At 71.0% G+C, this 23,090-nt stretch carries 19 protein-coding genes and 1 pseudogene; 9 read left to right on the forward strand and 11 right to left on the reverse strand.

The features are described from left to right. Positions 1-161 precede the first annotated feature (161 nt). Complete coding sequence (locus ACFXI4_RS36970; RefSeq protein WP_384999704.1) at positions 162-1,187, forward strand: ATP-dependent 6-phosphofructokinase; 1,026 nt, start codon at positions 162-164, stop codon at positions 1,185-1,187. An 85-nt stretch (positions 1,188-1,272) separates the two neighbouring features. On the opposite strand, the gene ACFXI4_RS36975 is transcribed toward ACFXI4_RS36970, so the two are convergent. The 4 genes from ACFXI4_RS36975 to ACFXI4_RS36990 form a co-directional block, all read right to left on the reverse strand. Beyond that, positions 1,273-1,995, reverse strand: a complete 723-nt coding sequence (locus tag ACFXI4_RS36975) for an XRE family transcriptional regulator (protein WP_384999707.1) — start codon at positions 1,993-1,995, stop codon at positions 1,273-1,275. Positions 1,996-2,086: 91 nt separating this feature from the next. Then, the gene (locus ACFXI4_RS36980; RefSeq protein WP_384999710.1) at positions 2,087-2,917 is read right to left on the reverse strand and encodes a carbohydrate ABC transporter permease; all 831 of its coding nucleotides are present in this window, start codon (positions 2,915-2,917) and stop codon (positions 2,087-2,089) included. Positions 2,918-2,926: 9 nt separating this feature from the next. Then, positions 2,927-3,799: a sugar ABC transporter permease gene (locus tag ACFXI4_RS36985; protein ID WP_362713731.1), complete on the reverse strand. Its 873-nt coding sequence runs from the start codon at positions 3,797-3,799 to the stop codon at positions 2,927-2,929. Then, positions 3,796-5,163 carry an extracellular solute-binding protein gene (locus ACFXI4_RS36990; protein ID WP_384999714.1) on the reverse strand — a complete coding sequence of 456 codons (1,368 nt, stop codon included), beginning with the start codon at positions 5,161-5,163 and terminating at the stop codon, positions 3,796-3,798. The genes ACFXI4_RS36985 and ACFXI4_RS36990 overlap by 4 nt, the downstream gene beginning before the upstream one ends. 345 nt (positions 5,164-5,508) lie before the next feature. Between ACFXI4_RS36990 and ACFXI4_RS36995 the strand changes: the two genes are divergently transcribed. Next, positions 5,509-6,057: a hypothetical protein gene (locus ACFXI4_RS36995; RefSeq protein WP_384999717.1), complete on the forward strand. Its 549-nt coding sequence runs from the start codon at positions 5,509-5,511 to the stop codon at positions 6,055-6,057. Between the two features lie 80 nt (positions 6,058-6,137). Next, a complete protein-coding gene (locus tag ACFXI4_RS37000) occupies positions 6,138-6,716 on the forward strand; it encodes a hypothetical protein (protein ID WP_384999720.1) in 579 nt (192 codons plus the stop codon). Here the strand turns inward: ACFXI4_RS37000 and ACFXI4_RS37005 are convergent. Beyond that, positions 6,601-7,218 (reverse strand): response regulator, encoded by a 618-nt coding sequence (locus ACFXI4_RS37005; RefSeq protein WP_384999749.1) that lies wholly within the window; start codon positions 7,216-7,218, stop codon positions 6,601-6,603. The genes ACFXI4_RS37000 and ACFXI4_RS37005 overlap by 116 nt on opposite strands. Before the next feature lie 62 nt (positions 7,219-7,280). Then, positions 7,281-8,912 carry an ATP-binding protein gene (locus ACFXI4_RS37010; RefSeq protein WP_384999722.1) on the reverse strand — a complete coding sequence of 544 codons (1,632 nt, stop codon included), beginning with the start codon at positions 8,910-8,912 and terminating at the stop codon, positions 7,281-7,283. 121 nt (positions 8,913-9,033) lie between these two features. Here ACFXI4_RS37010 and ACFXI4_RS37015 point away from each other — a divergent pair, with 121 nt between their 5' ends. Next, a complete protein-coding gene (locus ACFXI4_RS37015) occupies positions 9,034-10,443 on the forward strand; it encodes a cation:dicarboxylate symporter family transporter (RefSeq protein ID WP_384999752.1) in 1,410 nt (469 codons plus the stop codon). 219 nt (positions 10,444-10,662) lie between these two features. Here ACFXI4_RS37015 and ACFXI4_RS37020 read toward each other — a convergent pair whose 3' ends face one another. Then, positions 10,663-11,280, reverse strand: coding sequence for a TetR/AcrR family transcriptional regulator (locus tag ACFXI4_RS37020; protein WP_384999726.1), 618 nt, complete (start codon positions 11,278-11,280; stop codon positions 10,663-10,665). 175 nt (positions 11,281-11,455) lie between these two features. On the opposite strand from ACFXI4_RS37020, the gene ACFXI4_RS37025 reads away from it, so the two are divergent. From ACFXI4_RS37025 to ACFXI4_RS37045, 5 genes are all read left to right on the forward strand, one after another. Beyond that, the gene (locus ACFXI4_RS37025; RefSeq protein ID WP_384999728.1) at positions 11,456-13,129 is read left to right on the forward strand and encodes an MFS transporter; all 1,674 of its coding nucleotides are present in this window, start codon (positions 11,456-11,458) and stop codon (positions 13,127-13,129) included. 93 nt (positions 13,130-13,222) lie between these two features. Further along, entirely contained in the window at positions 13,223-13,996 is a 774-nt protein-coding gene (locus ACFXI4_RS37030; protein WP_384999731.1) for a DUF2127 domain-containing protein, read from the forward strand. Positions 13,997-14,025: 29 nt separating this feature from the next. Continuing rightward, positions 14,026-14,454, forward strand: a complete 429-nt coding sequence (locus ACFXI4_RS37035; protein ID WP_384999734.1) for a MerR family transcriptional regulator — start codon at positions 14,026-14,028, stop codon at positions 14,452-14,454. Beyond that, a complete protein-coding gene (locus ACFXI4_RS37040) occupies positions 14,451-14,783 on the forward strand; it encodes a thioredoxin family protein (protein WP_362729587.1) in 333 nt (110 codons plus the stop codon). The genes ACFXI4_RS37035 and ACFXI4_RS37040 overlap by 4 nt, the downstream gene beginning before the upstream one ends. A gap of 180 nt (positions 14,784-14,963) precedes the next feature. Continuing rightward, positions 14,964-17,204 (forward strand): HelD family protein, encoded by a 2,241-nt coding sequence (locus ACFXI4_RS37045; protein WP_384999755.1) that lies wholly within the window; start codon positions 14,964-14,966, stop codon positions 17,202-17,204. Here ACFXI4_RS37045 and glgB read toward each other — a convergent pair. The 4 genes and pseudogenes from glgB to ACFXI4_RS37065 all read right to left on the reverse strand — a co-directional run. After that, positions 17,179-19,365 carry a 1,4-alpha-glucan branching enzyme gene (gene glgB, locus ACFXI4_RS37050; protein WP_384999737.1) on the reverse strand — a complete coding sequence of 729 codons (2,187 nt, stop codon included), beginning with the start codon at positions 19,363-19,365 and terminating at the stop codon, positions 17,179-17,181. The two genes, ACFXI4_RS37045 and glgB, sit on opposite strands and share 26 nt — an antisense overlap. Before the next feature lie 22 nt (positions 19,366-19,387). Then, complete coding sequence (locus ACFXI4_RS37055) at positions 19,388-20,767, reverse strand: maltokinase (protein ID WP_384999740.1); 1,380 nt, start codon at positions 20,765-20,767, stop codon at positions 19,388-19,390. A gap of 104 nt (positions 20,768-20,871) precedes the next feature. After that, the gene (gene treS, locus ACFXI4_RS37060; protein WP_384999743.1) at positions 20,872-22,569 is read right to left on the reverse strand and encodes a maltose alpha-D-glucosyltransferase; all 1,698 of its coding nucleotides are present in this window, start codon (positions 22,567-22,569) and stop codon (positions 20,872-20,874) included. Beyond that, positions 22,566-23,090: pseudogene (locus ACFXI4_RS37065) on the reverse strand (alpha-1,4-glucan--maltose-1-phosphate maltosyltransferase); the annotation flags it as partial. The gene treS and the pseudogene ACFXI4_RS37065, both read right to left, overlap by 4 nt.

Consider the following 23,090-nt stretch of genomic DNA (forward strand, 5'->3'; position numbering starts at 1 on the left):
CCTGTGCGGCCACATAAAAATCGCCCACCGGGGTGAGCGGAACCCTCTTGACAATACCCCTGGCGCCGGTTAAGGCGCCCGTCAGGATCTCACTGCCTCGTGGGGCATGAAACAATCGGATCGGCTCACCGGCAACGACAGCGAGCAGGAGACACACCACCATGCGCATCGGAGTTCTCACCGCAGGCGGCGACTGCCCCGGCCTGAACGCCGTCATCCGATCGGTGGTACACCGTGCGGTCGCACAGTACGACGACGAGGTCATCGGTTTCGAGGACGGCTTCCGGGGTCTGCTCGACGGCCACTACCGCACCCTCGACCTGGACGCGGTCGGCGGCATCCTGTCCCTCGGCGGCACGATCCTGGGCTCGTCGCGGCTGGAGCGGGACCGGCTGCGCGAGGCGTGCGACCGGGCCACCGACATGGTCGAGGAGTTCGGCATCGACGCGCTGATCCCGATCGGCGGCGAGGGCACGCTGACGGCGGCACGCATGCTGTCCGACGCCGGCCTGCCGGTCGTGGGCGTCCCGAAGACCATCGACAACGACATCTCCTCGACCGACCGCACGTTCGGCTTCGACACGGCGGTGGGTGTCGCCACGGAGGCGATGGACCGGCTGAAGACCACCGCCGAGTCCCACCAGCGGGTGATGGTCGTCGAGGTCATGGGCCGGCACGCCGGCTGGATCGCCCTGGAGTCCGGCATGGCCGCCGGCGCCCACGGCATCTGCCTTCCCGAGCGGCCCTTCGACCCCGCCGACCTGGCCAAGATGGTCGAGGAGCGGTTCGCCCGCGGCAAGAAGTTCGCGGTGGTCTGCGTGGCCGAGGGCGCGCATCCCGCCGAGGGCACGATGGACTACGGCAAGGGCGAGATCGACCTGTACGGCCACGAGCGCTTCCAGGGCATCGGTACGGCGCTGGCGTACGAGCTGGAGCGGCGGCTCGGCAAGGAGGCCAAGCCGGTCATCCTCGGGCACGTCCAGCGCGGTGGTACGCCGACCGCCTACGACCGGGTCCTCGCGACGCGGTTCGGCTGGCACGCCGTGGAGGCGGCGCACCAGGGCGAGTTCGGGAAGATGACGGCACTGCGCGGGACGGAGATCGTGATGGTGCCGCTGGTGGAGGCGGTCACCGAGCTGAAGCGGGTGCCGAAGGACCGGATGGACGAGGCGGAGTCGGTCTTCTAGGCCTGGGGTCCCGATTCCGGCCGCGGGTGCGCGGGGGCCGTTCGCGCCCCGCGGCGGAGCCGCGTTCGACACAGCCGCCCCCTTGTCAGGCGCGCCCGCCCGCCACCGTGTCCCAGAAGTGACCGACGATGCCCGCCAGGAAGTCCTTCCCCTTGTCGTCGGCTGATCCGCCTGCCGGGATGTCGCCCCAGGTCAGGGTCGCCGTCATCCGGCCCTGGTAGTCCTCGTAGAGGGGCCGCAGCACGTTCTCCAGCACTCGGCGGTCCAGCGGGACCAGTTTGCCCACCGGGCGGACATAGGCCTGCCAGCGGGTGGTGACCGCACTGCGCAGCAGATCGGCCAGTTTCTCCTCCTTGCCGGTGACGGTGACGAAGTCCGGCAGGGACAGCCGGAGGGTGCCGGCCAGGACGGCGGACTGCCGTTCGGTGCCCTGCCACCGCCCGTCCTCCTCCATGGCGAGGTACGCGAGGAGTTCGAAGCCCACGGCCAGCGCCACGTCCTCCGGTGCCAGCCCGCGCGCGATGCGGTGCTCGCGCAGGGTCCGCGGCCGGCCGATCAGTTCGCCCGGGGAGCACCACAGCACGCCCGAGAGCGCGGTGAGTTCGGGGCTGCTGGGGAGCGCCGCGCCGCGCTCCCAGGCGAGCACGAGGTCGGGGGTGGCGTACGGCATCCCGTACGAGGCCCGCAGATGGTGGGCCACGTGCCCGGGGTCCATGCCGAGCGCGGCACGGAGTCTGCGGGCGGCGGCGGCGTTGAAGGGGGGACCTGGCTGGTTCGGCAGAGCTGGGGGTCGGCGCACAGCGCACAAGCTAGGGGCGCGCGGGGGCGCTGACTACGGTCCGTTCGGCCAGGAACACGGATTGTGGGAACGTACGGATGCGGACGTACGGCCGACCTGTTCATCCCTTCACAGCGCCGCCCAGGGCGAAACCACCACCCAGCCGCCGCGCCACCAGGACGTACAGCAGGATCACCGGCGTCGAGTAGATGACGGAGAACGCGGCGAGCTGGCCGTAGGCGACCATGCCACGGTTGCCGAAGAAGTCGTTGATGCTGACCGAGGCGGGCATCTGGTCCGGTGAGAGCAGCAGCATGAAGGGGACGAAGAAGTTGCCCCACATCATCACGAAGGCGAAGACGGTGACGACGGCGAGCCCCGGCCCCATCAGCGGGAGCACGATCCGCACCAGCGACTGGGCGGGGCCCGCGCCGTCCGTCCAGGCGGCCTCCTCCAGCTCCTTCGGCACCCCGTCCATGAAGTTCTTCATCAGCCAGATGGCGAAGGGGAGTTGGGAGGCGGCGAAGAACAGGATGGTGCCCTGCATGGTGTCGATGAGGTTGATCCGTACGAACAGGGCGTACACCGGCACCATGATCGCGGTGATCGGCAGACTGGTGGCGAAGAGGATGGAGAGCAGGAACGGCCGGTTGAGGCGGGAGCGGTAGCGGGAGAGCGGGTAGGCGGCGAGGGCGGCGCAGACGACGGTGAGCGCGGTGGCGCCGCCGCACAGGATCAGGCTGTTCAGGAGCGGGGTGTAGGTGATGTCGGGGGTGAGGATCGCGTCGAAGTTGGCGAAGGTGAACCCGTCCGGGATCCGCACCCTCAGGCCGGCGTGCGGGTCGACGGCGGAGAGCAGCACCCAGGCGAGCGGCAGCACGAAGGCGGCGGCCACGACGAGCAGTCCCAGGTCGGCGGCGAGGCGGCGCGAACGCCGGCGGTTGCGGGGCATCTGTCTTGTTCACACCTCTGTACGCAGCAGCCGCATGTAGACGACGGAGAAGAGCGAACCGACCAGGAGGAGGAGCAGGGCGACCGCCGTCCCGTACCCGATCATGCTGTTCTGGAAGGCCTGTTCGTACATGAACAGGGGAAGCGTCTGGCTCCTGTCGCCGGGCCCGCCCCGGGTCATCACCCAGATCAGCCCGAAGACGGAGAGCGTCTGGAGGGTGTTGAGCATCAGGTTCGTCCCGATGGACCGGCGGATCATCGGCAGCGTGATGTGCCACATCCGTCGCCATCCGTTGGCGCCGTCGACCTCCGCCGACTCCTCGATCTCGTTCGGTATCTCGTCGAGGGCGGCGGAGTAGACGAGCATCGAGAAGGCGGTGCCCCGCCACACGTTGGCGAAGGACACGGCCAGGATGGGCAGGGTGTACAGCCAGTTCTGGGACGGGAGATGGAGGAAGTCGAGGAGGGCGTTGAGGGTGCCCTCCCGGCGGAAGAAGGCATACAGCAGAAACCCCGCGACGACCTCCGGCAGCACCCACGCGGTGATCACGATCCCGCCAGTGAGCGTCCGTACCGGCTTCGACGCCCGCCGCATCAGCGCGGCGAGCGCCAGCCCCAGCGTGTTCTGCCCGACGAGCGCGGACAGCACGGTGAAGACGAGGGTCAGCCAGACGGCGTTCAGGAACGCGTCGTCGTGGAACGCCGTACGGAAGTTGGCGAGACCGACGAAGGACGAGTGCGCCTGACCGGTGAGCTGGAGGTCGGTGAAGGCGATCCAGGCGCAGTAGACGATCGGCCCGCCGAGGAAGAGCAGCAGCAGGGCCAGGGCGGGGGTGAGGGGCAGGGCGCGGAAGAGCCGCCGGGTGATCGCGGGGTGACTCACTGGGTGACCACTTGGTTGTCGGTCACGTCCTTGAGGGTCGTGTCGTACTGGCCCGCCGCCTTGTCCACGGAGGCGTCACCGGTCGTCACGCTCTCCATCGCCTCCTGGATGGCGGTGGAGACCTTCGGGTAGGCCGGGTAGGCGGGCCGGTAGTGCGTGCTGGCGACGAGGTCCGTGAAGAACTTGATGCCCGGCTGGGCGGCCGTGTACGACGGGTCGCTCGCGACGTCCTTGCGCACCGCGATCCCGGAGTTGGCGATGTACCACTTCTGGGCGTTCGCCTTGGTCTGCATGGTCTTGACGAAGTCGAAGGCGAGGTCGGGGTTGCCGGCCTTGGCCGGGACCGCCCAGGTCCAGCCGCCGGACATGCTCACCTTGCCGGGTGCCTGGCCGTGCTGGGTCGGCATGTACGCCAGCCCCAGCTCCTTGGACCAGTCGGCCCACTCGTGCCCGCTGCCCTTGTTCCAGTCCTGTGGCAGCCACGAGCCGTCCAGGTCGATGCCCAGCTTGCCCTGGGGGAGGAGTTCACCGCGTACGGCGGTCCCGAAGTTGGGGTCGAGGGCGTCGGAGACGTCCGGCCCGAGCTTCTCCTTGTACACGGTCTCGACGAACGACAGCGCGTCCTTGAACCCCTGGCTCCCGGCGATCCACTTCTTGCTGCCCTTGTCGTACAGCGGGTCGCTGGTGCCGTCGTTGGTCCCGTACAGCAGCATCTCCAGGCCCTGCATGGTGGCGGCCTCGCCGGCGGGCTTGCCGGTGTAGACGTTGAGGGGGGTGACGCCGGGCACCTTCTTCCTGATGGTCCGGGCGGCGGCCAGCACGTCGTCCCAGCTCGTCGGCTGCCAGTTCAGCGGCAGCCCGGCCTTCTTGAAGACGCGCTTGTCGAACCAGAGGCCGCGGGTGTCGGTCCCGTCGGGCACGCCGTACGTCTTCCCGTCCTCACCCCGGGCGGCCGACTTCGCGGTGTCGATGAACTGCCCCCAGTCCTTCCACTTGGCGAGGTAGGGGTCGAGCGGCTTCAAGTACCCGCTGGTGATGTCCGAGTTGATGAGGAAGGTGTCCTCGTAGACCAGGTCGGGAGCGGTCCGCGGAGAGCGGAGCATCTGCTGGAGCTTGGTGTAGTACTCGGAGTCCGGAGCCTTGATCGGAACGAGCTCGACCTTCTTCCCCGGGTACTCCTTCTCGAACTGCTTCTTGATGTCCGCGAGATAGGTGCCCATCACCTTGATGGAGTTGTCCGTGGACTGCTTGAAGGAGATCTTCACGGTGTCGGGACTGCTCCCGGACCCGCTGCCGCACGCGGTGAGTGACGCGGCGGCGGTGACGAGGGAGAGGGCAAGGATGCTGACGGCGGTGGGGCGCACGGGCACGACCTCCTTGGCGGCCACTGCGCTGTGGCCTGGGGGTTCGTCTCTTGCCGAGTGAAGGTAAGTGGAGTGGTCTAGTCAGGTCAATGAGTGTGCGGGGGTTTGCTGAGGGAGGGGAGAGGTGAGGATGCCCCCGTGCATTCCGTGGACCGTAGGGGCAAGTTGGACGATTTCGTGCGTGAGCGGCCGCCGGCGCCGAACTTCAATCCGGCGCGGCGTACCGGAGGGCTGGGCTGAGTACCGGCCGGCGCTGACGGGCCCCGATCGCCTCCCGGGGGCGGCAGGAGAACCCCTCGCCCGAACCCGGTCCTGCTCCCTGGTGTCATTCCGGGTCAGAGCCTTGTGCGCGGCCCGCAGCAGTTCTTCCGAGAGCGGGTTGCCGCGGGTGGCGCAGGCGAGGGCGCCGACAAGGGTGCGGAACTGGGCCAGACCGTCGTCGCCGCCGGCCGGCAGGGCGGCGCGGTTGCGTACGCCGTCGACGTGGATCTCGCGGGAGCCGGCGGCCTGGCCGGGCTCGTGCCCGAGGCCGGCGGCGAATCCGGAGACCGGGGCAGCCCTCCGCGGCGTGATCGCGGCCCCGCTAGGCACATCGGCCAGGTCCACGAGCTGACCGGGCCGAGCTCGGTCGGCCTCACGGAGGCGGCGGCGGAGTTCTCCCGGGTGCTGGGCCGTGAGGTCTCCCACGTGGACCTGGCTCGGGAAGGCCGGGAGGAGCAGCTCCCGAAGCTGGGCCTGTCGGCCCACGTCGTCCTGCACATCATCACCGTGGCCAAGCTGCACCGGGACAACCGCTACGGCCGCACCACCGACGGCGTCGAGCGGGTGACGGGAGTCCCCGCGCGGTCGATCGAGGCGTTCGTGGCCGCGCGCAGGGACTTCTGCCTCGGCTGAACCGCGCCGGCGAGCGAGGCCGGGCCGGCGGCGGCAGGGTTGGCCGCCGTCGGTGCGGCCGCCGGACGGGGGAGAGCCGAATGCCGGACGAACAGGGCTTCACCGTCGGGCAGTTGCTGCTCGCCGAGTACCAGACGATCAAGGACGAGCACAGGGCGCGGATCGGCTTCCGGGACAACCTGCTGTACGTGACGCTCGGTGCGGTGGCCGTCGTCGCCGCGGCGGCGCAGGCCGAGCAGGCGTCGACGCTGCCGGCGCTGCCGCCGGCGTGCGTGGTGCTCGGACGGACCTACCTGGCCAACGACGAGAAGATCGCGGCGATCGGGCACCGGGTGCGCGAGGAGCTGGGGCCGCGGCTCGCCCGGCCGGCCTGCGCCGAAGGGGACTTCACCGCCTTCGGCTGGGAGGCACACCACCGGACCGACGTCCGGCGGCGCACCCGCAAGACGATCCGGGCCGTGATCGACCTGACGGCGTTCTGCGCGGTGCCGCTGGCCGCGCCGGCGGTGTTCTGGGCCGCCGCACCGGCGGGGCCCGGCTCCCTCACCGCCCCCGCACCCACCGGTAGACCAGCTCCGGCCGCCCCACCTGCCCGTACAGGGGACTCCGCGCCGCCCACCCCGCCTCCACCAGGTGCTCCAGGTACCGCCGGGCCGTGATCCTCGAGATGCCCACGCTCTCCGCCAGCGCCGCGGCCGTCAGGCCCTGCTCCGATTCGCGCAGGGCGACCGTGACCCGTTCCAGGGTCGGCGCGCTCAGCCCCTTCGGGAGCGCCGCGGGCGACGGCGCACGCAGCGCGCCGAGCGCCCGGTCCACCTCGTCCTGGCCGCTCGCCTCGCCCACCGCCCCGCGGAACTCCGCGTACCGGGTCAGGCGGTCGCGCAGTGTCGCGAAGGTGAACGGCTTCAGGACGTACTGGACGACCCCCAGCGAGACGCCCTCCCGCACCACCGCCAGGTCCCGCGCCGAGGTCACCGCTATGACATCGGCCTGATGGCCGGCCGCCCGGAGCGCACGCGCGAACTGCAGCCCGTGCACGTCCGGCAGGTGCAGGTCCAGGAGGAGCAGGTCCACCGGCGTGCGGTCGAGGATCCGGCGCGCCTCCGCCCCGGTGTGCGCCTTGCCCACCGCGACGAACCCCGGCACCCGGCCCACGTACATGACGTGCGCGTCCGCGGCCACCGGGTCGTCCTCGACCACCAGGACTCTGATCGGCTCCCCGGTCACCGGGCCCCGCCTCCCGCCGGCGAGGTGCGCAGCGGCAGCCGCACCTCGAACACCGCCCCGCCCTCCGGCGCCTCGGTCACGGTCAGGGTGCCCTCCAGCCGGTTCACCGCCTGCCGGACCAGCGCCAGGCCCAGTCCCCGCCCGCCCGGTCCCGCCGGTTTCGTGCTGAAGCCGCGCTGGAAGACCAGTTCCGCATGCGCGGGGTCCACTCCCGCGCCCGTGTCCGCCACCCTCATCACCAGCTCGGCATCGTCGTCGTCCGCGTACGCGGTCACCGTCACGCGCGCCCGGACCGTCCCCTGGGCCGCGTCCACCGCGTTGTCGATCAGGTTGCCGAGGACGGTGACCAGATCGCGCGCCGACAGGCTCTCCGGTAGCAAACCGTCATCCAGCCGGCTCTCGTCCGAGACCACCAGTTCCACGCCCCGCTCGTTCGCCTGGGCCGTCTTGCCCAGCAGCAGGGCCGCGAGGACCGGCTCGCTGACCGCCGCCACCACCTGGTCGGTCAGCGCCTGTGCCAGCTCCAGCTCCGCCGTCGCGAAGTCGACGGCCTCCGAGGCCCTGCCCAGCTCGATGAGCGAGACGACGGTGTGCAGGCGGTTCGCGGCCTCGTGCGCTTGCGAGCGCAGCGCCTGGGTGAAGCCCCGCTCCGAGTCCAACTCGCCCATCAGCGCCTGAAGTTCGGTGACGTCCCGGAGGGTGACCACCGTGCCGCGGCGCTCGCCGCCCGACACCGGCGAGGTGTTCAGCACCAGCACCCGGTCCGCCGTCAGATGCACCTCGTCCACCCGGGGCTCCGAGGCCAGCAGCGCGCCGGTCAGCGGGGCCGGCAGACCCAGTTCGGCCACCGGGCGGCCCACCACGTCGCCCTCCTGGCCCACCCCCAGCAGGTCCCGGCCCCCGTCGTTGATCAGGGCCACCCGGAACCGGCCGTCCAGCATCAGCAGGCCCTCGCGGACCGCGTGCAGCGCCGCCTGGTGGTAGTCGTGCATCCGGCTCAGCTCCGCCGCGTTCATGTTGTGCGTGTGGCGGCGCAGGCGCGCGTTGATCACGTACGTCCCGATCGCGCCCAGCGCCAGCGCGCCCGCCGCCACCCCGAGCAGCGCCGTCACCTGCTCCTGGACCCGCTGGCTGATCGCCTCCACCCTGATGCCGGCGCTCACCAGGCCGATCACCCGGCCGTTGTCCAGGATCGGCGTCACCGTGCGCACCGAGGGGCCGAGGGTGCCCTTGTAGGTCTCGCTGAAGGTGTGGCCGTGCTGGGCCGCCTCGATGTGGCCCAGGTAGTGCCGGCCGATCTCGTTCTTGTCGGGGTGGGTCCAGCGGATGCCGTCCGCGGTCATGATCGTGACGAAGTCGACCTCGGTGTCCCGCATGACCTGGAGGGCGTACGGCTGCAACTCGGCGCTCGGGTCGGGGGTGTGGATCGCGGTACGGACCGAGGGCGCGTCGGCGACCGAGCGGGCCACCGCCGCCGCCTGCCGGGCGGCCGCCTCCTGGGCCTGGTGGCGGTCGCTGACGTAGGTGAACAGCGCGTACCCGGCGACCAGCACCGCTATCAGCACGGCCTGCATGGCGAAGAGCTGCCCGGCCAGGCTGCGGGGGCGGGGGACGGTCGGGACGCGCATGTCAGCAGTGTGCCTCCCGGGTCGGCGATGAACTAAATGAACGGAAGGGTGACCGGGCTCACAGGGCGGGAGATAGTCACCGCAACCCCCATATCCCCCGGACGTGAGCCGCACGCCGGTGATGCCGACGAAGACGTCAAGGAGGGCAGCCGTGGCCGCCGCAAGCACCCCCAGTACGGCACCTGCCGCTCCCGCTTTGAAGCGGGACCGTACCCATTACCTGTACATCGCCGTGATCGTCGCGGTGGCCCTGGGCATCGCCGTGGGGCTCATCTGGCCCGACGCCGGCGTCGAGCTCAAGCCCCTCGGTACCGGTTTCGTCAACCTGATCAAGATGATGATCTCGCCGATCATCTTCTGCACGATCGTGCTCGGGATCGGATCCGTACGGAAGGCCGCCAAGGTCGGTGCCGTCGGCGGTATCGCGCTCGGCTACTTCCTGGTGATGTCGCTGGTCGCGCTCACCATCGGCCTGGTCGTCGGCAACATCCTGCACCCCGGTGACGGGCTGCACATCACCAACGCCCTGAAGGCCACCGGGCACGCCCAGGTGGACTCCGAGGCACTCGGCGGCGTCGACTTCGTGCTCTCGATCATTCCGACCACGTTCGTCTCCGCCTTCACCGAGGGCCAGGTGCTGCAGACGCTGCTGATCGCACTGCTCGCCGGGTTCGCGCTGCAGGCCATGGGGTCGGCCGGGCAGCCGGTGCTGCGGGGCGTCGAGCACATCCAGCGGCTCGTCTTCCGCATCCTGGGCATGATCATGTGGGCCGCGCCGATCGGTGCGTTCGGGGCCATCGCCGCCGTCGTCGGCTCCGCCGGGCTCGACGCGCTCAAGAGCCTCGCCGTGCTGATGCTCGGCTTCTACGTCACCTGCGTGCTGTTCGTCTTCGTGGTGCTGGGCGCGATGCTCCGGGCCATCGCCGGCCTGAACATCTTCTCCCTGTTCAAATACCTCGCCCGCGAGTTCCTGCTGATCCTGTCCACCTCCTCCTCCGAGTCCGCGCTGCCGCGGCTCATCGCGAAGATGGAGCACCTGGGCGTCAGCAAGCCGGTCGTCGGCATCACCGTGCCGACGGGGTACTCCTTCAACCTCGACGGCACCATGATCTACATGACCATGGCCTCGCTCTACATCGCCGACGCCCTCGGTACGCCGATGTCGGTCGGCGAGCAGGTCCCGCTGCTGCTCTTCCTGCTGCTGGCCTCCAAGGGCGCGGCGGGTGTCAGCGGCGCGGGTCTGGCCACGCTGGCCGGTGGTCTGCAGTCGCACAAGCCCGCGCTGGTGGACGGCGTCGGCCTGATCGTCGGCATCGACCGGTTCATGAGCGAGGCCCGCGCGCTGACGAACTTCGCCGGCAACGCGGTCGCCACGGTGCTGATCGGCACGTGGACGAAGGAGATCGACAAGGGGCGCGTGCGGCTGGTGCTCGCGGGTGAGCTGCCGTTCGACGAGAAGACGCTGCTGGACGACGGGGAGCAGGGGACGCCCGAACTGCCCGAGCAGCGGGAGGAGCTGGCGAAGGCCTGAGCGATCTGCCGGGCGGCTGCGGATCCGCGGGTGCCGGTCGCGGGTGGCTGGTCGCGCGGTTCCTCCCCCAGCCTTCGGCCGGGGTACCCCCGGCGCCCCCTTCGGGGCACTTCCGAACCGTCGGACGCCCGGCCCCGCCTGAACCGGGGCCGGGCGTCCGGCCGAAGCCTCCGGGCGGCCGGCAACTCCCCCCGTTCGGCCGCCCGGAGCCCGGCCCGGCTAGTCGCTCAACTCGGCCACCAGCCGCGTGGCCCTGGAGGCGGGTACGCCCGCCGCCGTCAGTGCGCTGACGGCGGCGGAGCGGCCCGCCTCCTTCGCGTCGAGGAGGCCGTCGTTGACCGCCTCCATCACCGCGAACAACAGCTGCTCGTGCACGTACGCCAGGGCCGGTGCCGGCAGCGGTGAGCTGAAGTGGCCCTCGTCGAGCCCGCGTTGCAGCAGCTCCACCTTCTTCTCGCGCAGGGGGGTGAGACGGTCGCGGATCCCCTGCATGGTCACCGTGCGCTGGGCGAGGCCGATCAGCAGCCGGTAGCGGTCGGCGATCTCCCAGACGGCGAGGACCGAGCGGGCCACCGCCTCCGCCGGGTCCGCCGTCTCCCGGCCGGCTCTCTCGTCGGCGGCCGTCAGCGCCTCCACCGCGCCGTCGACGAGAGTGCCGATCAGCGCCTCCCGGCTCGGGAAATGCCCGTACACGGTCCGCCGTACGACCCCTGCCGCGCGCGCGATCTGGTCCATCGAGGCATCGGGGTCGCGCAGCAGCTCGGCGAGGGCGACGTCCAGGATGCGGCGCCGGTTCAGGTCGGCGCGGGAGGGGTTGCCCGTGGTCATGGCTGCCATTGTGCCTGGCCCGCAGCAGGGCCCGCCGCCTCCGCGCACGTGCTTCACCCCGTTCGTTTGCACAGTGCTGTGCAGATCCCCTACATTGCGCAGGGTTGTGCAATTGCACGGCGATGTGCAAGTCCTGTCGTGTGCATCGGACGGCACCGGACGCGTGAGGAAGGCGATCCCTGTCATGCGACTCGTCATGAAGGACCCGGTCGAGACGACGGCGCGGCCGTATCCGCGCCGCTGGTGGGCACTGCTGGTGCTCTGCCTGAGCCTGCTGGTCATCGTGATGGCCAACACCGCCCTCACGGTGGCGGCGCCCGACATGACCGCCGACCTCGGGCTCGGCAGCGCCGACCTGCAGTGGGTCATCGACGGGTACACCGTTCCGTACGCCGCCCTGATGCTGCTGCTCGGCGCGATCGGCGACAAGTACAGCCGCCGCGGGGCCCTGCTCGTGGGGCTGGTGGTGTTCGGCGGTGGCGCCGTCCTCGGCTACCTCGCCGACAGCGCGGCGACCGTGATCGCGGCCCGCGCGGTGATGGGCACCGGCGCCGCGCTGATCATGCCGGCGACGCTCTCCCTGCTGGCCGCGACCTTCCCGCGGACCGAGCGGGTCAGGGCGATCACGCTCTGGACCGCCACCGCCGGGCTCGCCATCGCCGCCGGGCCGGTGGTCGCCGGCGCCCTGCTGCGCGACCACGGCTGGTCCTCGACCTTCCTCATCAACGTGCCCGTCGCGGCCGTCGCCTTCGTCGGCGCGCTGGTCCTCGTGCCGCCGAGCAAGGCCGGTCACCACGATCGCATCGACTACGTCGGCGGCCTGCTCTCCGTGCTGTGGACCGGCTCGCTGGTCTACATGATCATCGAGGGGCCGCACTTCGGCTGGGGCGTCAGGGCGGTCACCGCGGCCGTGGTCGCGGGCGCCGGCATCGTCGCCTTCGTCCTGTGGGAGCAGCGCCACCCGCATCCGGTCCTGGACGTCCGCCGCTTCACCCACCGCCGCTTCGCCGGCTCCAACCTCGCCGTCGCCCTGTTCTTCATGGCCGTCTTCGGCGCCTTCTACTACCTCACCCAGCACCTCCAGTTCGTCCTCGGCCACGACGCCCTTGGCACCGGCGTCCGCATGCTCCCGCTGGCCGGGGCGGTCTTCGCCGGCTCGGCCCTCACCGGCTGGCTCACCCCGCGCGTCGGCATGAAGTGGACGGTCACCGCGGGGATGGCCGGCGGGACGACCGCACTCGCCCTGCTCACCCGGGTGGACGCCGGCTCGGGGTACGGAGAGTTCGTGGCGCCGCTGATCATCCTCGGGCTGGCCATCGGCCTCGCGCTCTCGCCCTGCACGGACGCGATCATGGGTGCCTTCCCGGAGTCCGAACTGGGCGTCGGCGGCGCCGTCAACGACACCTCGCTGGAACTGGGCGGCTCCCTCGGCATCGCCGTCCTCGGCTCGCTGCTCGCCACCTCGTACGGCAGCCACCTCACCGACGCCGCCGGCGGCAGCGAGCTGCCCGCGAGCGCGCTGACCACCGCGCAGGACTCGGTCGGCGCCGGTTACGCGGTCGCCCAGGGCATCGGCGAGCAGGCCAGGCGGACGGCCGCCCGGGCCGCGCAGGCCACCGACCCGCAGCAGGCCGCCCAGCTGAAGGCGCAGGCGCAGCAACTGGCCGAGGGGGCCCGGCAGATGACGGACGCCGTCGGTTCCTCCTTCGCCTCCGCGGTGGCCCACACCAGCCTGGTCGGCGCGGTCGTGCTGGGTATCGGGACCGTACTGGTGGCGGTGCTGCTGCCGGGGCGTGAGATGGCGGAGCAGGAGGCTCGGGCCGAGGAGCGGGAGCCGGCGGAGAGCGGGGCGCACTGATCCCTGACCGGCACTCGTCAGCCGTATCCACTAACGTGCCGCTCCGGGCCAACCGGAACGGCACGTTGGCATTCCTGGCAGGAGGCACGGGGGATGAAGATCGACTGGGACCGTCGGCACTGCGCGCGCAAGGGGCATGTGACCTACGCCCCCGACGACCCGCGGCTGCGGGTACGGCTGCACGCCCAGACCGCGGTCGGCGAGGCCTGGCGCTGCCTGCGCTGCGGCGACTTCGCGCTCGGCGAGCCGCACGGCTCGGGCCCGGCGGCCGAGGCCCCGCTGGTGCCGCGCGGAAAGGTGCTGCGGGACCTGTTCATCCTGCGGTTCCTGGCGATCGAGCGGGCCGTGCGCGGGGTGTTCATCGTGCTCGTCGCGGTCGCGGTGTGGAAGTTCAGCAACAGCCAGGACGCGGTGCGCCGGCTCTTCAACGAGTACCTGGACACCTTCCGGCCGGTCTTCAAGCACTTCCACTACGACCTCGACCACTCACCGGTCGTCGGCTCCATACAGAGGGCCTTCGGCTACAAGCACTCCACGCTGCTGCTGGTGGCCGGGCTGCTGCTGGCGTACGCGCTGATCGAACTCGTCGAGGCGGTCGGGCTCTGGTACGCCAAGAGGTGGGCGGAGTACCTCACGGTGGTCGCCACCGCCGCCTTCCTGCCGCTGGAGATCTGGGAACTGACCGAGAAGGTGAGCTACCTGAAGATCGCCACCCTGGTCCTCAACATCGTCGCGGTGCTCTACATCGCCCTCGCCAAGCGGCTGTTCGGGCTGCGGGGCGGCCGCCGGGCCTTCGACGAGGAACGGCACAGCGCCTCCCTGCTGGAGGTCGAGGAATCCGCCGGGGTGCAGCCGAGCTTGCCTTGACGTCGGCGTCAAGGCCTACCGTCGTACCCATGCGAATCGGCGAGCTGGCCGCACGGGCCGGTACCACCACACGCACCCTGCGCTACTACGAGGCGCGCGGGCTGCTGCCCGCACGCCGCTCCCACAACGGCCACCGGACCTACGACGAGAGCGATCTCAAGCTGCTCACGCAGATCCGGACCCTCCAGGACTTCGGCTTCGAGCTGGAGGAGACCCGGCCGTTCGTGGAGTGCCTGCGGGCCGGGCACCCGCAGGGCGACACCTGCCCGGCGTCGCTCGCGGTCTACCGGCGCAAGCTGGCGGAGCTGGACTCGCTCATCGGCGAGTTGCAGGCCGTGCGGATCGAGGTCGGGGCGCAGCTGGAGCGGGCCGAGCTGGCGCGTCACCGGCTGGCCGTCGAGTCGGAGGTTCCGGGTGGTCCGGAACCGGTGTGCGAGCTGGGAGGGGACGGCGGATGACCAGGGCAGCGGGTGTGGCCGAGGTGACGGACGCGGACTTCGCGGCGGAGGTGATCGGGGCGGCGGGGCCGGTGCTGGTGGAGTTCACCGCCGACTGGTGCCCGCCGTGCCGGCAGATGGCGCCGGTGCTCACGGCCCTCGCGGCGCAGGAGGGGGAACGGCTGAAGGTGGTCCAGCTGGACGTGGACCACAACCCGGAGACGACGAACGCCTACAAGGTGCTGTCGATGCCGACGTTCATGGTGTTCCGGGACGGCGAGCCGGTGAAGGCGATGGTGGGAGCGCGGCCCAAGCGGCGCCTCCTGGAGGAGCTGTCCGAGGTCCTCTGAGCTCACCCCGTACACAAGAAATCCCCCGGCAATTGCGCCCGGGGGATTTCTTTGCGTATATTCAGGAGTTCGTGACTTCAGACCGACAATGAAATCGATAGAGGTCGCGAAGAAGTTCAGTGGGCACAGTATATCCGGGCGGGAGCGGAATTGTCAAACACCGAATTTCCGGACGATGAATTGCGGCACGAGCAGGAATTCATCGACGGACTGTACGCACGGGTGGACGCGCTGCGCGGCGACACCGAGGCCTCGGTCGCGGACGCCCTCTCCCTCGGCGACAAGCCGATGCAGGCCCGGCTGGAGCGGGACATCCTGGTCGCCGAACGGTCCGGGCTGCTGGCCGCGCTGGACGCCGTGGACGGCTCGCTGTGCTTCGGCCGGATCGACCTGACCTCCGGTACGAAGCACCACATCGGCCGGATCGGACTGCGCCGGGACGACGCCGAGCGCACCCCGCTCCTCATCGACTGGCGCGCCGCGGTCGCCCGCCCCTTCTACCTGGCCACCGGCCACACCCCGATGGGCCTGCGCCGGCGCCGGCACATCGCCACCGACGGCCACAGGGTCGCCTCCCTGCACGACGAGATCCTCGACCTCGGCGACCGGGAGCGCACCGGCCACGAGGACCCGTCGGGCGACGCGGTGCTGCTCGCCGCCCTCGACTCGGCCCGCACCGGCCGGATGAACGACATCGTGCAGACCATCCAGGCCGAGCAGGACGAGATCATCCGGGCGCCGCACCGCGGGATCCTGGTGGTCGAGGGCGGGCCGGGGACGGGCAAGACCGCGGTCGCGCTGCACCGGGCCGCCTATCTCCTCTACGAGCACCGGGAACTGCTCGCCAAGCGGGCCGTGCTCATCGTCGGCCCCAACCCGGCCTTCCTCGGTTACATCGGCGAGGTGCTGCCCTCGCTCGGCGAGACCGGCGTGCTGCTGGCGACGGTCGGCGAGCTGTACCCGGGCGTGAAGGCCACGGCGGCCGACACCCCGCAGGCGGCCGCAGTCAAGGGCCGCGCCGACATGGCCGACGTGCTCGCCGCCGTCGTACGGGACCGGCAGGCGCTGCCCGACCCCGTCATCGCCGTCGAGCACGACCGGGAGGTGCTGATGCTCGACGACGGCCTGGTCAACATGGCCCGCGAGCGCACCCGGGCCGCCGGGCTCCCGCACAACGTGGCCCGCGAGTACTTCGAGGGGCACATCCTGAACACGCTCACGGAGCTGTACGCGGAGCGGGTCGGCACCGACCCCTTCGACGGCAGCAGCCTGCTGGACGCCTCCGACATCACCCAGATCCGCGACGAACTCGCCGAGAACCCGGAGGTCTGGTCCGCCGTCGACCGGCTGTGGCCGCGGCTGACCCCGCAGCGCCTGGTCGCCGACTTCCTCGCCGCTCCCGAGGGCCGTCTCGGCGCGGAGGACGCGGCCGCGATCCGGCGCCCGGTCACCCGGGCCTGGACCGTCTCCGACGTACCCCTGCTCGACGAGGCGGCCGAGCTGCTGGGCGTCGACGAGCGGGTCGCCCGGGCCCGCGCCGATCGTGAACGGGAGACCCAGATCGCCTACGCGCAGGGCGTCCTCGACGTCTCCTACGCCTCCCGGACCTACGAGTTCGACGACAAGGAGGACAGCGACCCCGACGCCTCGGAGGTCCTGTCCGCGCACCACATCATCGACGCCGAACGCTTCGCCGAGCGCCACGAGGAGGAGGACTTCCGCAGCGCGGCCGAACGCGCGGCGGCCGACCGCACCTGGGCCTTCGGGCACATCATCGTCGACGAGGCGCAGGAGCTGTCGCCGATGGCCTGGCGGCTGCTGATGCGCCGCAGCCCGACCCGCTCGATGACCCTGGTCGGCGACCCCGCCCAGACCGCGGAGGCGGCGGGAGTCGGCGCGTGGGACGACATCCTGCGCCCCTACGTCGAGGACCGCTGGGAGCACACCCGCCTCGGCGTCAACTACCGCACCCCGTCCGAGATCATGGACCTCGCGGCAGCCGTGGTCCGTGCCGAGAACCCCGCCTTCGAGCCCCCGAGCTCGGTCCGGTCCACGGGTGTGACCCCGTGGATCCGGCAGGCCCACGACGACCTGCCCGGCGCCGTCGAGAAGGCGGTGGCCGAACTGACCCCCGCCGAGGGCCGCCTGGCCGTGATCGCACCCCGCGACCTGCACCGCGCCCTCGCGGCCCGCCTGGACGGCGTCACGCCCGGCACCGAACCCGACCTGACCCGGGCGGTCGTGCTCCTGGACCCGCGCCAGGCCAAGGGCCTGGAGTTCGACTCGGTCCTGGTGGTCGAACCGGGCCGCTACGGCACCAGCGACCTGTACGTGGCGCTGACCCGGGCCACCCAGCGCCTGGGCGTGCTGCACACCGGCCCGCTCCCGGACGGGCTCAGGCAGGCCGCAGCCACACCGTAGCCAGCGGGGGCAGGGTCAGGCGGACGCTCGCGGCGCGGCCGTGGGACGGCTGGTGTTCCGGCTTCACCGGGTCGGGGTTGGTGATGCCGCTGCCGCCGTACCGGGCCGCGTCCGAGTTGAGGGCCTCGTGCCAGGCGGGCACCTCGTCCGGGACGCCCAGGCGGTAGTCGGCGCGGACCACCGGGGCGAGGTTGGAGACCGCGAGGAGCGGGGCGCCCTCGGCGTCGTACCTCAGGAACGCGAAGACGTTGTCCTCGGCCGCGTCGCCCGCGATCCACTGGAAGCCGGCGACGGAGGTGTCCCGCTGCCACAGGGCGGGGGTCTCCCGGTAGACGGTGTTGAGGTCGCGGACCAGGTCGCGCACGCCCCGGTGGTCGGCCTCGGCGCCGTAGGCCGGGTCCAGCAGCCACCAGTCGGGGCCGTGGGCCTCGGACCACTCCGCGCCCTGGGCGAACTCCTGGCCCATGAAGAGCAGCTGTTTGCCGGGGTGGGCCCACATGAAGCCCAGGTAGGCACGGAGGCCGGCACGCTGCTGCCACCAGTCGCCGGGCATCTTGGAGACCAGCGAGCGCTTGCCGTGCACGACCTCGTCGTGGGAGATGGGCAGCACGTAGTTCTCGCTGTAGGCGTACACCATCGAGAAGGTCATCTCGTGGTGGTGGTACCTGCGGTGGACCGGCTCGTGGGCCATGTACTCCAGCGAGTCGTGCATCCAGCCCATGTTCCACTTCAGGCCGAAGCCGAGCCCCCCGCTGTCGGTGGGGCGGGTCACCCCCTCCCAGGCAGTCGACTCCTCGGCGATCGTGACCACACCCGGCACCCGCCGGTAGACCGTCGCGTTCATCTCCTGGAGGAACGCCACCGCGTCCAGGTTCTCCCGGCCGCCGTGCTCGTTCGGAGTCCACTGGCCCGGTTCGCGCGAGTAGTCGAGGTAGAGCATCGAGGCGACCGCGTCCACCCGCAGCCCGTCGATGTGGAACTCCTCGCACCAGTACACCGCGTTCGCCACCAGGAAGTTGCGCACCTCCCGGCGTCCGAAGTCGAACTCCAGGGTGCCCCAGTCGGGGTGGGCCGCCCGGAGCGGGTCCGAGTGCTCGTACAGCGGCCGTCCGTCGAACTCCGCCAGCGCCCAGTCGTCCCGTGGGAAGTGCGCGGGCACCCAGTCCATCAGCACCCCGATGCCCGCCCGGTGCAGGGCGTCGACCAGGTACTTGAAGTCGTCGGGGGTGCCGAGGCGGGCCGTCGGCGCGTAGAAGCCGGTGACCTGGTAGCCCCAGGAGCCGCCGAAGGGGTGCTCGGCGACCGGCATCAGTTCCACATGCGTGAAGCCCAGGTCACCGACGTAGCGCGGGAGCTGCTCGGCCAGGTCGCGGTAGGTCAGGCCCGGGCGCCAGGACGGCAGGTGCACCTCGTAGACCGAGAAGGGGGCCTCGTGCACGGGGATGTCGGCCCGGTGCGTCATCCACTCCTCGTCGGCCCACTCGTGCCGGGACGCGTCCACGATGGACGACGTGCTGGGCGGCACCTCGGTACGCCGGGCCAGCGGGTCGGCCCGCAGGGTGCGGGAGCCGTCCGGCCGGGTGATCTCGAACTTGTACAGCTCGCCCGCGCCGACGCCCGGCACGAACAGCTCCCAGACCCCGGAGGAGCCGAGCGAGCGCATCGGGTACCCGGTGCCGTCCCAGAAGTTGAAACCGCCGGCCAGCCGGACGCCCCGCGCGTTCGGCGCCCACACCGAGAAACGCGTGCCGGACACGCCCTGGTGGGTCATCGGGTGCGCCCCGAGCACCTCCCACAGCCGCTCGTGCCGGCCCTCGCCCAGCAGGTGCAGGTCGAGGTCGCCCAGGGTGGGCAGGAAGCGGTACGCGTCCTCGGACTCCTGGGCCGTCCCCTCGTACTCCACCAGCAGCCGGTAGACCGGCACGTCGGAGAGGGGGAGCAGGACGGAGAAGAAGCCGTCGCCGTCGTCGTGCAGCCCGGTCCGCAGATCCCGGCCGGCGACCACCGTCACCGCGCGGGCGTACGGACGGAACGCGCGCACGGCTATCCCGCCGCCCGGCACCGGATGGGCGCCCAGGACGGAGTGCGGGTCGTGGTGCGTGCCGAGCAGCAGCCGGTCGCGGTCGTCGGCGGTTACGGATACGGACGTCTTGGAGGTCACGGACGCGTCTCCCGGAGAGATGTCAGGTCGGGTCGGAGGTGGCGAGGCGGTGCACGGCCGACAGGGGCACCGCAAGCCAGTCGGGGCGGTGCCGGGCCTCGTAGACGACCTCGTAGACGGCCTTGTCGGTCTCGCAGGCCCGCAGCAGCACGGGGTCGGTGCGCGGGTCGACGCCGGTGATCTCGGCGTACCCGGAGCAGTAGGCCGCCCGGCACAGTCGCGCCCAGGCGCGGGCCGCCGGGGTCACCGAGTGGGCCGCGTAGTCGAAGGAGCGCAGCATGCCCGCGATGTCGCGCACCGGCGGCTGCGGCATCCGGCGCTCGGGCAGCGGGCGGGCGGGCTCGCCCTCGAAGTCGATCAGGGACCACTCCCCGGACGGCGAGCGCAGGCACTGCCCCAGATGCAGATCGCCGTGCACCCGCTGGGCGGTCCAGGTGCGGCCCTCGGCGGCCAGGCTCCCCAGCGCCTCGTAGGCCGAGCGCAGGCCGTCCTCGTACGGTCGCAGCGCCGGCACCGCCTGGGCGGCCGCCGTCAGCCGCTCGGTCATGCCCGCGACCATGGACTCCAGTTGGCTGTGCCCGAGGGTGACGGTCGGCAGCGCCCGGGCCAGCGCGGTGTGCACCTCGGCGGTGGCCCGCCCCAGCGCCCGTGCGTCCGCTGCGAAGTCCTCGCCCTTGGCCAGCTCGCGCAGGGCCAGTTCCCAGCCGTCGGTCGCGCCGCGTACGAAGGGCTGCAGAACGGCCAGGACGTACGACGCGTCGGGCTCGTCGGACAGCTCCGCCCGCAGCCACGCCGTCGGGGCGGGCACCCGGGCGCAGCCCTCGCGGGCCAGGGCCAGGGGCAGCTCCAGGTCGGGGTTGACGCCGGGCACGACCCGCCGCAGGAGCTTCAGGATGAACGTATCTCCGTAGACGACCGAGGAGTTGGACTGCTCGGCGGTCAGGAGCCGGGCCACCAGCCCGTCGCGTATCTCCGTGCCGGGGGCGTGTTCGAAGAGCAGGCCGCCGATGCGGGCCCGGGTGCGCAGGGCCTCCAGGAGCACCTCGGCCGGGCGGGGGTCGTACAGGGCGTCGTACACCGTGCGTCCGGCCAGCGGGCCCTCGGTGAAGTGGCCGATCAGCGCGGGCGCCAGCCGCGGCGGCAGCGCCTCCCGCGTGCCGATGAGCAGCTGGTAGCAGTCGCCGGCCGCGGCGGGTGCGGGCGGCTGTTCGGCGCGGACCAGTAGATGGTGCAGGCCCAGCTTGCCGTCCGACGGCAGGAGTTCGGTCTCGGCCACGGTGGTGAAGCCGGTGACCGGACTGCCCTTGCCCGCGAACCAGCGCTGCCGGGGCAGCCACTCGCGCAGGAGGGGATCGAGCGAGGCGAGGAGAGGGGGCGTGGAGGGGGTGACCGTTTCCGCCATGGCGGTACGTCCTTTCCCCGGTCGTCGGGGGCGTGAGTGATGCGTGCCCCGGGCGGGCCGGCGGAAACCGTCGCCGCCCGGGGTGGACCGTGCCTTGGTTCCGGTTACCCGTCCGCGCGCAGCCGGAACCAGTAGAAGCCGTGCCCGGCCAGGGTCAGCAGGTACGGCAGCTCGCCGACGGCCGGGAACCGCACCCCGCCGAACAGCTCCACCGGATGGCGGCCGTTGAAGCGCCGCAGGTCCAGCTCGGTGGGCTGGGCGAACCGGGAGAAGTTGTGCACACACAGGACGAGGTCGTCCTCGTACTCCCGCAGGAAGGCGATCACCGCCGCGTTCGACGACTGCAGCTCGGTGTAGGACCCCAGTCCGAAGGCAGGATTCTGCTTACGGATCTCGATCATGCGGCGGGTCCAGTGCAGCAGCGAGGACGGGGACGACATCGACGCCTCGACGTTGGTGACCTGGTAGCCGTGGACCGGGTCCATGATCGTCGGCAGGAAGAGCCGTCCCGGGTCGCAGGACGAGAACCCGGCGTTGCGGTCCGGTGTCCACTGCATCGGGGTGCGCACCGCGTCGCGGTCACCGAGCCAGATGTTGTCGCCCATGCCGATCTCGTCGCCGTAGTAGAGGATCGGCGAGCCGGGCAGGGACAGCAGCAGGGCGGTGAACAGCTCGATCTGGTTGCGGTCGTTGTCGAGGAGGGTGGCCAGCCGCCTGCGGATGCCGATGTTGGCGCGCATCCGCGGGTCCTTCGCGTACTCGGCCCACATGTAGTCGCGTTCCTCGTCGGTGACCATCTCCAGGGTCAGCTCGTCGTGGTTGCGCAGGAAGATGCCCCACTGGCAGCCGGAGGGGATGGCCGGCGTCTTGGCGAGGATCTCCGAGACCGGGTAGCGGGACTCACGGCGTACCGCCATGAAGATCCGCGGCATCACCGGGAAGTGGAACGCCATGTGGCACTCGTCGCCACCGCTGCGGTAGTCGCCGAAGTAGTCGACCACGTCCTCGGGCCACTGGTTCGCCTCGGCCAGCAGCACGGTGTCCGGGTACTGCGTGTCGATCTCCTTGCGCACCCGTTTCAGGAAGTCGTGGGTGGCGGGCAGGTTCTCGCAGTTGGTGCCCTCGCGCTGGTAGAGGTAGGGCACCGCGTCCAGCCGGAAGCCGTCGATGCCCAGATCCAGCCAGAACTTCAGCGCGGAGAGGATCTCCTCCTGGACGGCCGGGTTCTCGTAGTTGAGGTCGGGCTGGTGGGAGAAGAAGCGGTGCCAGAAGTACTGCTTGCGGACCGGGTCGTAGGTCCAGTTGGACGCCTCGGTGTCGACGAAGATGATCCTGGCGTCCTGGTACTGCTTGTCGTCGTCCGCCCAGACGTAGTAGTCGCCGTAGGGTCCGTCGGGGTCCCTGCGCGACTCCTGGAACCACGGGTGCTGGTCGCTGGTGTGGTTCATGACGAAGTCGATGATCACGCGCATACCGCGCTGGTGTGCGGCGTCGACGAAGTCCACGAAGTCGGCGAGGTCACCGAATTCGGGGAGTACGGCGGTGTAGTCCGAGACGTCGTAACCGCCGTCCCGCAGCGGGGACTTGAAGAAGGGCGGCAGCCAGAGACAGTCGACGCCCAGCCACTGGAGGTAGTCGAGCTTCGCGGTCAGACCCTTCAGGTCGCCGATGCCGTCACCGTTGCTGTCCTGGAAGGATCGCACCAGGACCTCGTAGAAGACGGCGCGTTTGAACCAGTCCGGGTCCCGGTCCTTTGCGGGAGTGTCCTCGAAGGTGTCCGGGACGGGTTCGTTGACGATCATATTGTGGGTGACCCTCCGATCCGCGGGGACGGTCGCAGCACCGTGAAGATATGCGCGGGTCGTCGACCCGGTTCCAGGCGCACATAGTTGGCCCTGCCCCAGTTGAAGGTTTCACCGGTGAGCTCGTCGCGCACCGGTACCGACTCGTGCCAGTTCAGGCCGAGTTGCGGCATGTCCAACGAGACCGTGGCCTCCTGGGTGTGGTGGGGGTCGAGGTTGACGACCACCAGAACCGTGTTCGATCCGCTCCGCTTGCTGTAGACGATCACCGAGTCCTGGTCGGCATGGTGGAAGTGGAGATCACGCAGCTGTCGCAGGGCCGGGCTGTCACGCCGGACGGTGTTGAGGCGGGTGATGAGGGGGGCGATGCCCTCGGTGTCGGCGCGTGTCCAGTCGCGGGGTTTGAGCTGGTACTTCTCGGAGTCGAGGTATTCCTCGCCGCCCTCTTTGAGGGGGGTGTTCTCGCAGAGTTCGTAGCCGCTGTAGATGCCCCAGGTGGGGGAGAGGGTGGCGGCCAGGAC

Source organism: Streptomyces sp. NPDC059224, from assembly GCF_042754285.1.
Taxonomy (GTDB): domain Bacteria; phylum Actinomycetota; class Actinomycetes; order Streptomycetales; family Streptomycetaceae; genus Streptomyces.